Genomic DNA, 14,059 nt, shown 5'->3' with positions numbered 1-14,059 from the left:
CTTCTACCTCTTCTCTTCGGTCGCGGCCTCGAGGGCCCCGGTCATTGTACGGAGGAGACCTGGCTGTGGGCTGATGCATGGACGCTTGGTAGGTTTCGGTCTGTGATCACTTCTGGCGCCTCCTCGCTCCCGGGCCCCGGTGGTGACGAGGTCGGCAGCGGCCTGCCAGATCTCGGCCGGTTCCGGGCCGCACTGCGACCTGCCGAGCTGCCGCTGCCGCACCCGGGAGACGTCCGGGAGGCCGCGCACCGGGCGAGCGACCTTCTCCATGCCGAGCACCCCCGTGACGCCCGCCGCCTGGTGGAGGAGTTCCGCCGGGTTCCCGCCGCTCCTGCGGACCGCTTCCATCTGCTGCGGATGGCGCTGCATGGAGCTCTGATGAGCGCTGACCCGTCCCGGATCAGGGATGACACCGCGGATCTGGTCTCCCTGCTGCACCGCCAGGGCTACTTCGAGCAGGCGGCGGCGATGCTGACCGTCCTGCTCGAGCGGGAGCCCGCGCTGTCGGGACCCAGCGCACTCAGCCGGGCGGCGCTCGAGACCGCACCCACCTCCCGTGGTCGTCGGCGAGGGCAGGCCCCGCAGGCGTCGGCCGAGATGCTGGTGGTGATGCGCGCCTTCGCGCGCTCCTCGCTGCCCGGACCGCGGGACGTCGCGCCGGATCCGCGACGAGATGCGGCCAGGCTGCGAGCGGCGCTGTCTGCGCTCCCCGCAGTGCGGGAACGGCTGCTGGTCGACCCGGAGCTGGAACTGCGGCTGCACCTCGCCCAGGCGCTCGAGGGCATGGGCGACCTCCCGGGTGCGACCACCGCCGCGCTGGACCTCCTGGAGCTGAGCGAGCTGGCGGAGGTCGAGGCCGACGGGCCGCGCGCTGACCCTGCCCGCACCGTCATCGGCGCGCATGCGGTGCTGGCACGCACCCTCGGCATCGAGCATCCGCTGCAGGCGGTGCACCATGCGCTGGAGGCGCTCGAGGCCCTGCACGAGATCGAGGACCCGCCGCTGCGGATCGGGCTGATCACCGCGCTGCTGCGGGCCCTGATGGCCGCCGGCGCCGCCGCGCATGCCTCGTTCACCGCGGGCAGGCTGGTCTCCCTCCAGCGCACCCTCGGTCGCGAGGAGCTGCGCGTCGAGCCGCTGCTCGCCGTGGCCGCACAGCGGGTCCAGGCGGAGCGCTATGAGGCCGCCTGGGTGCCTCTCGAGCAGGCGCGCACCATCGCGCGAGGGCAGCGTGACCAGCACGGGCTGCTCGAGGCCGCCCGATTGGGCGCCAGCATCCATGAGCGGCAGGGCGAGCAGGCCGCGTCGCTGCGTGAGCTGCGCACGCTGGCCACTGCTGCCCGTCGCCTCGCTGACGACCTCAGCACCCCGGCCGCGGCACGCAGCGAGCTGATCCGCACCGAGCTCGAGGCCAGCGCCCTGGTGCTGCGGCGGGCGCTCGACCTTGAAAAGCTCGAGCCGGTCATCGCGGCGGCACGCGCGGTCGAGCGCCGCACCCGTCCGGACGGCGGCCGCCCGGTGCTGCCCACGGAGCTGCTCTGGGATCATCGGGTCGATGCCCGGGTGGGCCTGTTCATCGCCACCGGCGACGCCCTGGCACGTGGCGTGACGGGCGTGGAGGAGCGGGACTGCGAGCAGCGGCGCCGCGAGGCGATGCAGGCGATCGACGAGATGCCCCCGGGCCACGATGCCCGCGCCCGCTACTGGGCGACGTACCTCGATGACCGCCACGCCCACCTGCTCGCCGCGCGGGGGGAGCAGGCGCAGGCGCGCCGAGCGGCCCGTCGCGCCCGCGAGGGCTGGGCCCAGCTCGGCAGGGACGAGGACGTCACCCGGCTCGACGCGCTGCAGGAGCAGCTGGCGGGGGAGTGAGGGGCCCGCCGGCGCCTCAGCAGCCGGTGCCTCAGCAGCTGGCGCCTCAGCTGCTGGCGCCTCGCGTGCGGGTGCCTCAGCTGCCGTCGGCCGCCAGCATCGTGGTGCGCAGCACCTCGATCACCGCCGCCGGATCTGTCGCCGGATTCACGAACGCGAGCCGCAGCGCGACCTCCCCCTGGAAGGCGGTGGGCACGCACAGGAGCGTCCCCTCTTTCGCCAGCCGCTGCGACCAGCGGCGATAGTCGGCCGGCGTCCATCCGGGCCGACGGAACACCACCACCGACAGCTCCGGCTCGAGCAGCAGCTCGAGATGCTCCGTCTCCCCGATCGCGCGCGCCACGGTGCGGGAGGCCGCCAGGCAGCGCTCGACCGCGGCGGAGTACGCGTCGGTGCCATGGGTGGCGAGCGAATACCACAGCGGCAGCCCGCGGGTGCGGCGCGAGAGGTGCGCCGCGAGATCGGCGGGGTTGGACTCGCCGCGGTCGATCGAATCGAGATAGGCGGCGTGCTGGGAGTGCGCCGCCGCAGCCGGGCGCGGGTCCCGGTACAGCAGGGCGCAGCAGTCGTACGGGGCGAACAGCCATTTGTGGGGGTCCACGATGAAGGAGTCGGCCTGCTCGATCCCCGCGAAGCGCTCCCGGGCGCTCGGCGCCGCCAGGGCCGCCCCGCCGTAGGCGCCGTCCACGTGCACCCAGGCGCCGTGGCGATGGGCCGCCTCGATCACGGAGGCGAGGTCGTCCACGATGCCCGCGTTGGTGGTCCCCGCCGAGGCGACCACCGCGCAGATCCGGGGGTCGGCCTCGAGCGCGCGCTCGAGCGCGTCGCCGGTGAGATGCCCGCGATCATCGACCGGCACGGAGATCAGGTCCATGTCCAGCAGCCGCGCGGCCGAGGAGATCGAGGAGTGCGCGGTCGAGGCGCAGGCCAGGGCCCAGCCTCCCTCCGGCCGGCGTCCGCGCCTCCGCAGTGCGTGGTCGCGGGCGGTCGCGAGCGCGGAGAGGTTCCCGTGGGTGCCGCCGGCGACGAACACCCCGGCGGATTCGGCGGGCCAGCCCAGCAGATCGGCGAGCCACCGCAGCACCTGGTTCTCGGCGAAGATCGCGCCCGCACCGTTCTCCCAGATCCCCCCGAAGACGTTCGCGGCGGAGACCACGGAGTCGAAGGCGACCGCGGCCCGGGTGGGTGCGGCCGGGATGTAGGCGAGGTTCATCGGATCCTCGGCAGAGCGGGTCGCGGGCAGCAGCACCTGGTCGAACAGCTCCATCGCCCGCTCGGCACCGATGCCGCCCTCGGTGATGGTCTCGCCGACGTCCTCCTGCAATGCGGAGGCGCTGCGGGCGGTGGTCTTGGGATCGGTGGCGACCGTGGTGTGTGCGGCGGCCCACTGCAGCGCGATGCTCACCGCTTCGCGCTCATCCCCCCAGACCTCCGAATGCGCGCGATGGCTCTGCAGGGCGTCGGCGGCCCGGGTGAAGGCCGACTGCTCCGATCGCTCCGACTGTTCGGACTGCTCTGTCTGCTTCGACTGTTCCGTCGGCTCCGCCCGCTCCTCCTGTTCCGACTGCTCCGTCGGCTCCGGTTGCTCCGTGGCGGTGGGGGAGGACGGGCTGTCTGCGGTTTTCTCGATCACGCCCAGCATGCTCCCACGCCGGACCCTCCTGCCGGAGCGGAACCGACCCGCTCCGTGCCCTGACAGCTCCGGCGCCCCTGCCGTACCGTGGAGGCAGCCCCGGAAGGAGCTCGGATGTGCAGCAGCGACGTCGAGGACCATGTCCACGGCCCGGAAGAGACCATCGCGGTCCGCGACAACCCAGCCATCGGACGCTACGAGGCGGTGCGCGGCGGCGAGGTCGTGGGCATCATGATCTATGAGCGGACCCGTCACCGGATCGAGCTGATCCACACCGTCACCGACCCCGCGCACAGGGGCGAAGGGGTGGCCTCCGTGCTCGTGCGCACCACGCTCGCCGAGGCCAGGGCGATCTCGTTGCCTGTCCTGGTGATCTGCCCCTTCATCGAGAGCTGGCTGCAGCGCCATCCCGAGCAGGCCGACGGCGTCATCGTCGAGGACTGATCCCGGCCCCGGTGCTGGCCCCGGCCCCGGCCTCGGTGCCGGCCCACCCCATCTCCACTCTTCTAGCCACCAGAAGTCCCCTCGCCACCAGGTGTCCCCTCGCCACCAGAAATCTGTCTCTGGTGAGCTTGGGACTGCCGCACGGATAGGTGACATCTGATCTGGCTTGCCCACTGGGCGGCCTGGAAGGATGTGCACCATGCCTGCTCCCTATCCCCAGGAGTTCCGCGAAGATGTCGTGCGTGTGGCCCGGTCCCGTGAGGACGGCGTCACTCTCGCGCAGATCGCGAAGGACTTCGGCGTCCACGAGATGACGCTGCATAAATGGATCCGTCAAGCCGACATCGATGACGGAAGCCGCCCCGGAAAGACCCGCGAGGACTCCACCGAGCTGCGCGACGCCCGCAAGAAGATCCGGCTGCTCGAGCAGGAGAACGAGGTCCTGCGCCGTGCCGCCGCCTACCTGTCCCAGGCGAACCTGCCGGGAAAAGGTTCTACCCGCTCGTGAGCGAGCTCGCCGCTGACGGCATTCCCGTCGCGGTGTCCCTGCGGGTCCTGAAGCTCTCCCGCCAGCCCTACTACCGCTGGCGGCACCAGCAAGTCACCAAGGCCGAGGTGGTCGAGGCCTACCGGTCCAACGCGTTGCTGGACGCTCACCTCGACGACCCCGAGTACGGCTACCGGCTCCTGGTCGACGAAGCCGCCGAGGCCGGTGAGGAGATGTGTGAGCGCACGGCGTGGAGGATCTGCCGGGACAACCAGTGGTGGTCGGTGTTCGGTAAGAAGCGCGGCAAGAACGGGAAGCGCCCCGGCCCGCCGGTTCACGACGATCTCGTGAAGCGGGACTTCTCCGCCGATGACGTCAACGAATTGTGGCTGACCGACATCACCGAGCACTGGACCGACGAGGGCAAGCTCTACCTCTGCGCCATCAAAGATGTGTTCTCCGGCCGGATCGTGGGCTACTCGATCAGCGACCGGATGAAGGCTCGTCTTGCGGTGAACGCCCTGGACAACGCGATATCCAGGCGTCGAGACGCCGCAGGTTGCATCGTGCATTCGGACCGTGGATCTCAGTTCAGGTCACGGAAATTCGTGCACGCCCTGAACCGTCATCACCTCATCGGATCGATGGGCCAGGTCGGCGCTGCCGGCGATAACGCCGCGATGGAGTCGTTCTTCGCGCTGCTCCAGAAGAACGTCCTGGACCGCAAGCGGTGGCGGACCCGAGAAGAGCTGCGGATCGCGATCATCACCTGGATCGAGAGGACCTATCACCGCCGGCGCCGGCAGGCTCGCCTGGGTCGATTGACCCCCATCGAATACGAGACCATCATGAACCCGGTCGCACTCGCGGCCTGACACCCCAACTGTCACCTAAACGTGCGGCAGTCCCCTTTGAACGGCTGGGGAGCGTTCAACCGTCACCAGCGACAGAGAAGTGGTGGCGGGCTGACTGGCTGACTGGCTGACTGGCTGACTGGCTGACTGGCGGGCTGGCTGGCGAGTTGACGGGGTGGCTGGCTGGCTGGCGAGTTGACGGGGTGGCGGGTTGGCTCGCAGCGGGGACCGGTGACTGAGAGCAGGGGTACGCGCGGTCCGACAGGGGTGAGCCATGGAGCGCGGCGGAGTACCGTCGGGACATGGACGCTCTCGACCTCCTCCGTGACCTGACCTCCCGCCCCCGCGACGCCGCCGAGCGTCTGCGCCACCAGCTGAACCCGGCGACTCTCAACGCCCGACCCGGTGGACACCCCAACTCCGTGGCCTGGCTGCTCTGGCACACCGGGCGCGAGATCGATGTGCAGCTCGCCGATCTCGTCGGCGGCGAGCAGGTGTGGACCGCGGACGGCTTCGACCAGCGCTTCGACCTCGGCCCGGCCGGCGATGCCGTCGGCTACGGGCACACTGCCGCGGAGGCCCGGCGGATCATCATCGAGGACGGCGCTGGACTGCTCGACTACGTCCACGCCACGCTCGCCGCGCTGGACAGCTACCTCGACACCCTCTCGGCGGCCGCTCTCGACGACATCATCGACGAGCAGTGGGATCCCCCCGTCACCCGCGGAGCTCGCCTGGTGAGCATCGTCGACGATGCCGTCCAGCACCTCGCTCAGGCGGCCTATGCGCTCGGGATGTCGCTGGGGGAGTGACCGCGGATCCGTCGGTACCCAGGCCAGCTCGATCTCCGGGCCGGCTCGATGTCAGGACCAGCTCGGTGTCCGGGCCGGCTCGGTGTCCAGACCAGCTCGGTGTCCGGGCCGGCTCGGTGTCCAGACCAGCTGAACGATCAGATCAGCTCGTTCTCGATCCGCTCCAGATGGGCGCGACCCATCGCAGTGAGCGCGAAGTCCTGACGCTTCGCCCCGGTGCGGGCCACGTCGACCTTCTCGAGGCTGAGCACCCCCGACTCTGCCAGGCGCCGCAACGTGCGATAGAGACCGCGATCCGTGAGTGTCCACCCCGTGGCGTTCGCGAAGTGCGGTGCGATCCCCGTGGCCGAGATCGGACCGTGCTCGCCGACGATCCGCAGCAGCGCGAGGGTGGTCGCGGACTTCTTGTACACCTCGATCCAGGAGCGGGCCAGCTCCTCGACCCATTCGGCATCCTCCGCAGACAGGTCGGTATGCGAGGTCATGCGCGTCGCGCCTCGAAGCCGCGCTCGTGCAGCGCCGCCAGTCCGTGCGCGATCAGGCCGATCCCCCAGAACCCGGCCATGCCGAAGGTGGCGCCGAACCAGCCGGCGTTCAGAGCGAGGTGACCATCGCCCTGGATGGCAGGGGAGGCCGACGCGATCAGCACATAGGCGTGCAGCAGGTAGCCGGTATTGACGATCGCGTAGGTGAGGGCGTGGGCGACGAGGCGCCCATAGCGGACACGGCCCAGCGCCCGGCCGTAGATCACCAGGTATGTCGCATAGCCCAGCGCGATCACGAGCAGAGGAAGTGTGGTCAGCACCGTGATGCGGTGGCCCGCGAGCCCGATCATCAGGTGTGCGACCGCTGTGGCCGCAAGCGCGGCGAGGGCGTAGGGGAACAAGGTCGAGTGCGCACGGTCGGTGCGGGATGACGTCTCGGGCGGGGGAGATGCGGATGAGGTGGTCATGATGCCCTCCTGATTCCCATTGGCTGTGTACCAATGGTGCGGTGCGTATAGGCACTGTACCTCTGGTGCAGATCAAGCCGTCAAGGGTTCCGGGCGAACTCCCGTGGGCCCCTGCGTGACGAGGCATGCCTCGCCGAGGAGGCATGTCTCACTGCCGCCGGTGGTCCGGTGGTCCGGTGGTCCGGTGGCCGCGGAACGCTCCTCCACATGGACCAGCCGTCCCCATCCGTCAGAGATCACGTCCCGACGGTCAGCCGGACTTCCTACACTGGCTCGGTGACATCTACCGAGGCCTTCGAAGCTGGACCCGACCGCGGCCTGGAGCGCACCCCGCCCCAGGACCTCCCCGCCGAGCGCGGCGTGCTGGGCGGCATGATGCTGTCCAAGGACGCGATCGCCGATGTGGTCGAAATCGTCCGCGGCAACGACTTCTACCGGCCCGCCCACGAGATGGTCTTCGAGGCGATCATCGACCTCTACGGGCGCGGTGAGCCTGCTGACCTGGTGACCGTCTCGGATGAGCTCTCCAAGCGCGGCGAGCTGGCCCGGGTGGGCGGCGGCGCCTATCTCGCCGATCTCATCGACATGGTTCCCACTGCGGCGAACGCCGGCTACTACGCCGAGATCGTGGTCGAGCGCGCCACCCTGCGCCGACTGGTCGAGGCCGGCACCCGGATCGTCCAGCTGGGCTATGCGTCCGACGGCGGCGAGGTCGAGGAGGCCATCAACGAGGCCCAGGCCCAGGTCTATGCGGTCACCGAGCGTGGTCAGAGCGAGGACTTCCTGCCGCTGGGCGAGGTGATCGATGAGACCCTCAACGCGATCGAGGCCACCCAGAACCGCGGCGGCCAGGTCACTGGCACCCCCACCGGCTTCGCCGAGATGGATGAGCTCACCCAGGGCCTGCATCCGGGTCAGCTGATCATCTTCGCCGGCCGCCCTGCGATGGGCAAGACGACCCTCGGCATGGACGTGCTGCGCTCCGCGTCGATCCACAACGGCAAGACCTCGGTGATCTTCTCCCTGGAGATGGACAAGACCGAGATCACGATGCGTCTGCTCAGCGCCGAGGCCCAGGTGCCGATGAACCGCATGCGCGACGGCTCAATGGATGACCGCGACTGGCAGTCGATGGCCCGCGCGATGAGCCGCATCGCCGACGCCCCGCTGTTCATGGACGACTCGGCGAATATGTCGCTGATGGAGATCCGTGCGAAGTGCCGTCGGCTCAAGCAGAAGCATGACCTCTCGCTCGTGGTCATCGACTACCTGCAGCTGATGAGCTCGGGGAAGAAGGTCGAGTCCCGCCAGCAGGAGGTCTCGGAGTTCTCCCGCGCCCTGAAGCTCCTGGCCAAGGAGATCCAGGTTCCGGTCATCGCGATCTCGCAGCTGAACCGTGGCAGCGAGCAGCGCACCGACAAGACCCCGATGATGAGCGACCTGCGCGAATCCGGCTCGATCGAGCAGGACGCCGACCTCATCCTGCTGATCCACCGCGAGGACTACTACGAGAAGGAGTCCGCCCGCGCCGGCGAGGCGGACCTCATCATCGCCAAGCACCGAAACGGCGCCACCAAGACGATCCCGGTCGCCTTCGAGGGCCACTACTCCCGATTCAAGGACATGGCCCACTCCGGCGGCGGCTTCAGCGGCTGAGCCGGTCGACTCGCCGCGCCCGGTCAGGCGTCGCCGAATGGTTCGCCCGCTACGTGTTCGGCGAGCAGCGACTCGGCCTCCGTGAGATCGCTCGGCGCGACCGGGGCGTCGAGCAGCGGATGCGCGCCGCCGCGCCAGAGGCGGACGCCGCCGGTGCGCCACACTATGAGTCCCGGTGCGGACAGCGGGGCCGACGAGCGGACGAGGTGGGCGCGCCGGGCCCGCAGAGTGTCCTCCTCCGGATCCCGCAGGGGTGGCATCTCGAGGGCTCGGAGCACCGAGTCTCCTGCCGATCCGCGGTGGTCGCGCACGTGCCACGAGCGTTGGCGCAGGTCCTCGCTGAGGCCGGGCAGCTCGGGCCCGGGCAGAGCGAGCACCTTGCCGTCGCGGAGCTGCGGCGCGGTGCCCGGTCCGAACGCCCGGGAGGTCAGCTCGGCGAGACTGGCGGTCACAGCGCCGAGCGGGCCGTCGGGCGGCTCATCGAGCCATCGCAGTTCCTCCCCGGGCGCGATCGCGGCGCGGGCGAGCACCTGGTCCTGACCGTCGACGCCGGTCATCTCGAACCAGGCCTCGGCGGTGTCGGTGCTGCTTGCCCTGCCGAAGAACATCGATGGTGCCGGGGCTTCCGACGGGCCGCCGTCTGGCCAGCGGGTGAACCACCTCGAGCTGTCCCCGACCCAGCGGCGCAGCACGGCGCGCAGCTCCCCCTGGTGGCGGATGCCGAGGGCGGCCGCGCCGGGGCGCAGCAACCCGGCGGGCGCGTCCGGGGCGGTGGGCCAGGGCTCCCACACAACTTTCGCGTTCATGGAGCCTCCCTGGGATGACCCTCTCCGAGATCTGGGTCGCTGAGTTGGGACAGTCGCCCATCAGGGCGAGACCACGGGTCGCAGAAGCTGCTCTGGCAGCTCGAACCGGCCGTGGGCCCTCCCGTCGTCGACGACGTCGCGAGATATCGCTGTGGCCAGGACGCTACACTCGCCCAGCTCACCAGACCGAGTATGTGCGCTGTCCCGGGCCGTTTCTCGTCGATCGCGCCGTCCGCCGATCGGTGCAGCTCGGTGCCAGCTCCGCCGCCCGCTCCACCGGCGGCGAAAGCGTTCCCGCGGGAACGTCGGGGGCGAGCGTCTCGGAGTCCGCCTTCGGCGCTGCCCAGATCCTGTCCGTGCTGCTGGTCGCCACCATGTTCGACCCCTGGGTCAAGGGCGTGGCCCGTGACCGGGAGGTTGGCCGAGGCTGGCAGGTGGGGGCGATGGTCTCGTACGCGGCGAAGGTGCTGGCGCTGGTGGTGCTGCTGTTCGACATGCAGCTGATGCTGTTCCGGAACACCTGGAGCGGTGGCATGGGCACCGCCCTCGTGCTCGGGAACTACTTCGCCGTCGTTGCCAGCGCAATGTCCATCCTGCTCACCGTGCTCAACTACATGGGAGCGCTCGCACCTCGCACTGGGGCGACCTCGCGCGGAGCGGACAGGGACGCGACGGACGTCGAGCCGGCGCTTGCAGGCATGCCCGTGATCATCCCGACTCCGACCGTTCCGCCGGAGCTGAGGGACGGGCTCCGACGGCGCGCTGAGCGACAGAGCAAGGACAGCTCACGCCGCGCAGCTGACCGCTCAGCCGGCCCCGCCGCGGGCCGCGTCGCGCAGATGCGTCCCCGTCAGGCTCGCCTCCGCCGCGGCGACCTGCGCCGGAGCGCCCTGCGCGATGATCCGCCCACCCTTCGCACCCGCCCCGGGGCCCATGTCGATCACGTGGTCGCACTGGGCGATCACCCGCTGGTCGTGCTCGACCACGAGGACCGTCTGCCCGGCGTCCACCAACCGGTTCAGCTCGCTCACCAGCAGGTCCACGTCAGCAGGGTGCAGGCCGGAGGTGGGCTCATCCAGCAGGTACACGCTGTGCCCGCGCACGGTGCGCTGCAGCTCGGTGGCCAGCTTGATCCGCTGCGCCTCGCCGCCGGAGAGCTCGGTGGCGGGCTGGCCGAGGGTGAGATACCCGAGCCCGATCGCATGCAGCGCATCCAGCGCCCTCAAGATCCGAGGTTCCGCGGCGAACACCTCGCGGGCGCCCGTCACGGACAGCCCCAGCACCTCGGCGATGTTCAGCCCCTCCCACCGGACCTCGAGGGTCTCGGGGTTGTAGCGGGTGCCTCGGCAGCGGGGGCAGGTCGCATAGGAGCCGGGCAGGAACACGAGCTCCACCTCGATGTGTCCGGTGCCGCTGCACTCGGGGCAGCGGCCCTCGGCGACGTTGTACGAGAAGCGGCCCACGCCCCAGCCGCGCGCCCGCGCTTCGGGGGTGCCGGCGAACAGCCGCCGCACCCGGTCGAACAGCCCCGTATAGGTGGCCAGGCACGAGCGCGGCGTGCGGCCGATCGGCCGCTGGGTGATGTGCACGAGCCGGTCGATGCCCTCGGCGCCGCGCACCTCGCCGTGCCCTACCCGGTCATCCGCGACGCCGGAAGCGTCGGTGGGCGCGGCGACCTCGGTTCCGTCGGCCGACGGGTCGGGCTCGTCGGCCACCGTGGTGCGCACGCGCTCGCCGAGGATCGTGCCCAGGCAGTGCGTGACCAGCGTGGACTTGCCGGCCCCGGAGACGCCTGTGACCGCGGTGAAGGACCGCAGCGGCAGGCGCAGGTCCACGTCGCGCAGGGTGCGCGTGCTCAGCCCGTCGATCTCGAGCCAGCCTCCGGGCTCGCGCACGTCGTCGGATCCTCGTAGCGCGAGCGGTGCCGGGTCGAGGTAGCGGGCGGTCACCGAGTCCTGCGCCTCGCCCAGCCCCTCGGTGACGCCCGAGTAGAGAACCTCGCCGCCGTCGGAGCCGGCGCCCGGCCCCACGTCGACGATCCAGTCCGCGTCGGCGACCAGCGCCATGTCGTGCTCGACCAGCAGCACCGAGTTCCCCTCGGCGAGGAAGGAGTCCAGCAGGTGCTGGAGCATCGCCTTCTCGCTGGGATGCAGCCCGGCCGACGGCTCGTCCAGCACGTAGGCCACGCCGAACAGGCCCGAGCGCAGCTGGGCGGCGAGTCGCAGCCGCTGCAGCTCACCGGTGGACAGGGTGCCCGCCGGGCGATCCAGGGCGAGGTGCCCGAGGCCGAGGCCCACGATCGTGCGCAGCACCGGGAGCACGGAGGGCAGCAGGATCCTCTCCGCCTCCTGCTCCGGGGTGCCCTCGCCGCGGGGCAGCGCCTCGATGCGGGAGGTCAGCGCGGCGAGGAGGTCATCCAGCGGCAGCGCGGTGAGCTGCCAGATCGGCAGACCGGCATAGGTGACGCGCAGCGCGTCCGGCCCCAGCCGATGCCCCTCGCACAGCGGGCAGGTGGAGACCTCGAAGTGGGTGAGCGCGCGCCGGCGTGAGGACTCCGCCTTCGAGGTCGCCACCGTGTCGCGCAGGTATCGCTCCACGCTGCGCCACTGCCCCTGGTAGGTGCCATGGGCCTGGCCGGGCTCGCGCACCGGTTCGACGGTCACCACCGGCTGCTCCTCGGTGTGGAGGATCCAGTCGCGGGTCTCCTCCGGCAGTTCCCGCCAGGGGAGGTGGATGTCGATCCCGAGGGTCGCGAGGATGTCGCGGAAGTTCTTGCCGAGCCACGCCCCGGGCCACGCGGCGATCGCCCCGTCATCGATCGAGACGGAGGCGTCGGGGACCATCGAGGACTCCGTGGGCTCGCGCAGGGCGCCCACGCCGTGGCAGCGCGGGCACGCGCCGTCGGGCGTGTTCGGGGAGAAGAAGTCCGAGGTCAGGCGGCCGCTGGGGAGGCCGCTGTGCTGGGCGGCATGGAGGGCGGCGCCGCGCTCGAGGACGTCGGCCGGATGGTCGCCGGCCCGCGAGTACAGCAGCCGGATCGCGTTGGAGAGGTTCGTGGTGGTGCCGACGGTGGAGCGGGCGCCACCTGCGGTGGTGCGCTGTTCGAGAGCGACAGTGGGCGGCATCCCGGTGACCGCCTCGACCCGGGGGTCCACGGCGCTGCCGATCAGCCGACGCGCGAACGGCGCGACCGACTCGAGGTAGCGACGCTGGGACTCCCCATGGATCGTGCCGAAGGCGAGCGAGGACTTCCCGGAGCCCGAGACGCCGGTGAACGCCACGAGCCGACCGCGCGGAAGGTCGACATCGACATCCCGCAGATTGTGCAGTCGCGCGCCGCGCACGTGCACATAGCCGTCATCGCTGCCGGTCAGGGAGAGGTCGTGAAGATCCATCCCGCCAACGTAGCAAGCGGCGGCCGTGCCCGGGGTGCGGTCATGCCCCACCGGTCATGTCCACCGGTCATCCCCGCAGCAGATCCCGCAGCGCCGCCTCCGGGCTGCGCGATCCGGCCAGCAGCTCGCCCCGCCGATACCGGGTCAGCACCCGGGGGTCGATGTAGGAGCTGCGCGCGACCGCCACGGTGTTCCCGAGCGCGCTCGCCGTGGCCTGCACCGCTGCCCGCTCTGCCTGCGCACGGGCACGGCGACCGCGCACCGGCCCGATATCGGCGAGGGTCTGCGCGGCGATCACGGTGCCGTGCAGGGTGCGGAAGTCCTTCGCGGTGAAGGCGCCACCCGTGACGGCTGCGATGTGCTCGTTGACGAGGGCAGGGGTGAGTGAGCGGCGTCGGCGGCCCTCCCGCCAGCTCAGCAGGAGGGTGCGCGGGTCGCCGGCGATCAGCTGCCTGATCGAGGAGGCGAGGTCCTCGTCCTCCAGCTCCAGCTGATGCTCGATCCGGTTCTTGCCGCGGAAGGCGAGCGTCACCACCGGGCCGTCGACCCGGGCGTGCCGGCGCTGGAGCGTGGTCAGGCCCCGGCTGCGCCCGCTGCGCAGGGAGGCCGTCGAACCCATCCGCACGGCCGAGAGGTCCAGCAGGCGGAAGGCGGTGGCCAGCACTCGCTCCCGGTCGAGGTCCTCGCCCCGCAGCGCCCGCGTGACCTGGGCGCGGGCCCTCGGAAGCGTCTCGGCGAGGTCGAGCGCTCGCTCGTACTTGCTGCGGCCGCGCCGGGACTGCCACTGCGGGTGATAGAGGTACTGCCGGCGCCCGGCGGCATCGGTGCCCACCACTTGGATGTGCCCCAGGGGGTCCGCGCAGATCCACACCTCGCTCCAGGCGGGCGGGATGACCAGCGCCTCGACGCGGCGCCGATCGCGGCCACTCGCGACGCGACCGTCGGGCCGGGTCAGGCGCACGGTGCCCCGCGAGGTCAGGGAGCGGGACAGGCCCGGGTCGCGCTCCGGGGACACCCGATGCAGACGCGCCATGGCTCTCCTCCCGGAACGGATGACGGGATCGTAGGACCCGCACCCAGAGCGCGGGCGAACGATCGGTCGGTGCGCGCGCGACCGGTTGCCGAGCACCTCCGAGGACAGTAGGTTC

11 protein-coding genes are annotated in these 14,059 nt (G+C 71.0%); 5 read left to right on the top strand and 6 right to left on the bottom strand.

Features of this window, described 5'->3' with window-relative positions; genetic code table 11:
* Positions 1-102: 102 nt before the first annotated feature.
* Positions 103-1,872, top strand: a complete 1,770-nt coding sequence (locus ACT3T9_RS07935; RefSeq protein ID WP_444606252.1) for a hypothetical protein — start codon at positions 103-105, stop codon at positions 1,870-1,872.
* 76 nt (positions 1,873-1,948) lie between these two features.
* Here the strand turns inward: ACT3T9_RS07935 and ACT3T9_RS07930 are convergent, their stop codons facing one another.
* Positions 1,949-3,505 carry a pyridoxal phosphate-dependent decarboxylase family protein gene (locus ACT3T9_RS07930; RefSeq protein WP_444606251.1) on the bottom strand — a complete coding sequence of 519 codons (1,557 nt, stop codon included), beginning with the start codon at positions 3,503-3,505 and terminating at the stop codon, positions 1,949-1,951.
* A 114-nt stretch (positions 3,506-3,619) separates the two neighbouring features.
* On the opposite strand from ACT3T9_RS07930, the gene ACT3T9_RS07925 reads away from it, so the two are divergent.
* The 3 genes from ACT3T9_RS07925 (at position 3,620) to ACT3T9_RS07915 (ending at position 6,102) form a co-directional block, all read left to right on the top strand.
* Positions 3,620-3,949 carry a GNAT family N-acetyltransferase gene (locus tag ACT3T9_RS07925; RefSeq protein ID WP_444606250.1) on the top strand — a complete coding sequence of 110 codons (330 nt, stop codon included), beginning with the start codon at positions 3,620-3,622 and terminating at the stop codon, positions 3,947-3,949.
* A 199-nt stretch (positions 3,950-4,148) separates the two neighbouring features.
* Positions 4,149-5,311 (top strand): IS3 family transposase gene (locus tag ACT3T9_RS07920; RefSeq protein WP_441446633.1). Its coding sequence is split into 2 segments (ribosomal slippage): positions 4,149-4,433 and positions 4,436-5,311, totalling 1,161 coding nucleotides; the frame shifts between segments, so codons are not numbered across the junction.
* A 281-nt stretch (positions 5,312-5,592) separates the two neighbouring features.
* Complete coding sequence (locus tag ACT3T9_RS07915) at positions 5,593-6,102, top strand: mycothiol transferase (RefSeq protein WP_444606249.1); 510 nt, start codon at positions 5,593-5,595, stop codon at positions 6,100-6,102.
* A 137-nt stretch (positions 6,103-6,239) separates the two neighbouring features.
* On the opposite strand, the gene ACT3T9_RS07910 is transcribed toward ACT3T9_RS07915, so the two are convergent.
* Positions 6,240-6,587, bottom strand: coding sequence for a PadR family transcriptional regulator (locus tag ACT3T9_RS07910; RefSeq protein WP_441443943.1), 348 nt, complete (start codon positions 6,585-6,587; stop codon positions 6,240-6,242).
* Positions 6,584-7,054 (bottom strand): hypothetical protein, encoded by a 471-nt coding sequence (locus tag ACT3T9_RS07905; RefSeq protein WP_444606248.1) that lies wholly within the window; start codon positions 7,052-7,054, stop codon positions 6,584-6,586. The genes ACT3T9_RS07910 and ACT3T9_RS07905 overlap by 4 nt, the downstream gene beginning before the upstream one ends.
* Positions 7,055-7,330: 276 nt before the next feature.
* Between ACT3T9_RS07905 and dnaB the strand changes: the two genes are divergently transcribed.
* Positions 7,331-8,710, top strand: a complete 1,380-nt coding sequence (gene dnaB / locus ACT3T9_RS07900; protein ID WP_345081390.1) for a replicative DNA helicase — start codon at positions 7,331-7,333, stop codon at positions 8,708-8,710.
* Positions 8,711-8,733: 23 nt separating this feature from the next.
* Here dnaB and ACT3T9_RS07895 read toward each other — a convergent pair whose 3' ends face one another.
* From ACT3T9_RS07895 to ACT3T9_RS07885, 3 genes are all read right to left on the bottom strand, one after another.
* A complete protein-coding gene (locus tag ACT3T9_RS07895) occupies positions 8,734-9,516 on the bottom strand; it encodes a hypothetical protein (protein WP_442331992.1) in 783 nt (260 codons plus the stop codon).
* Between the two features lie 806 nt (positions 9,517-10,322).
* Positions 10,323-12,911, bottom strand: coding sequence for an excinuclease ABC subunit A (locus ACT3T9_RS07890; RefSeq protein ID WP_444606247.1), 2,589 nt, complete (start codon positions 12,909-12,911; stop codon positions 10,323-10,325).
* Between the two features lie 67 nt (positions 12,912-12,978).
* Positions 12,979-13,944, bottom strand: a complete 966-nt coding sequence (locus ACT3T9_RS07885) for a DNA topoisomerase IB (RefSeq protein ID WP_444606246.1) — start codon at positions 13,942-13,944, stop codon at positions 12,979-12,981.
* Positions 13,945-14,059 lie beyond the last annotated feature (115 nt).

Source organism: Brachybacterium sp. AOP29-B2-41 (genome assembly GCF_052378395.1).
Lineage (GTDB): Bacteria > Actinomycetota > Actinomycetes > Actinomycetales > Dermabacteraceae > Brachybacterium.
Note: the sequence above shows the minus strand (reverse complement) of the source record. Positions and strands in the feature narration are given on the sequence as shown.

Excerpts from the sequence above, each read along its gene's own strand:
- ACT3T9_RS07895 (WP_442331992.1), bottom strand. The coding sequence starts at position 9,516 with ATGAACGCGAAAGTTGTGTGGGAGCCCTGGCCCACCGCCCCGGACGCG.
- ACT3T9_RS07890 (WP_444606247.1), bottom strand. The coding sequence starts at position 12,911 with ATGGATCTTCACGACCTCTCCCTGACCGGCAGCGATGACGGCTATGTG.
- ACT3T9_RS07915 (WP_444606249.1), top strand. The coding sequence starts at position 5,593 with ATGGACGCTCTCGACCTCCTCCGTGACCTGACCTCCCGCCCCCGCGAC.
- ACT3T9_RS07925 (WP_444606250.1), top strand. The coding sequence starts at position 3,620 with ATGTGCAGCAGCGACGTCGAGGACCATGTCCACGGCCCGGAAGAGACC.
- ACT3T9_RS07885 (WP_444606246.1), bottom strand. The coding sequence starts at position 13,944 with ATGGCGCGTCTGCATCGGGTGTCCCCGGAGCGCGACCCGGGCCTGTCC.
- ACT3T9_RS07910 (WP_441443943.1), bottom strand. The coding sequence starts at position 6,587 with ATGACCTCGCATACCGACCTGTCTGCGGAGGATGCCGAATGGGTCGAG.
- ACT3T9_RS07905 (WP_444606248.1), bottom strand. The coding sequence starts at position 7,054 with ATGACCACCTCATCCGCATCTCCCCCGCCCGAGACGTCATCCCGCACC.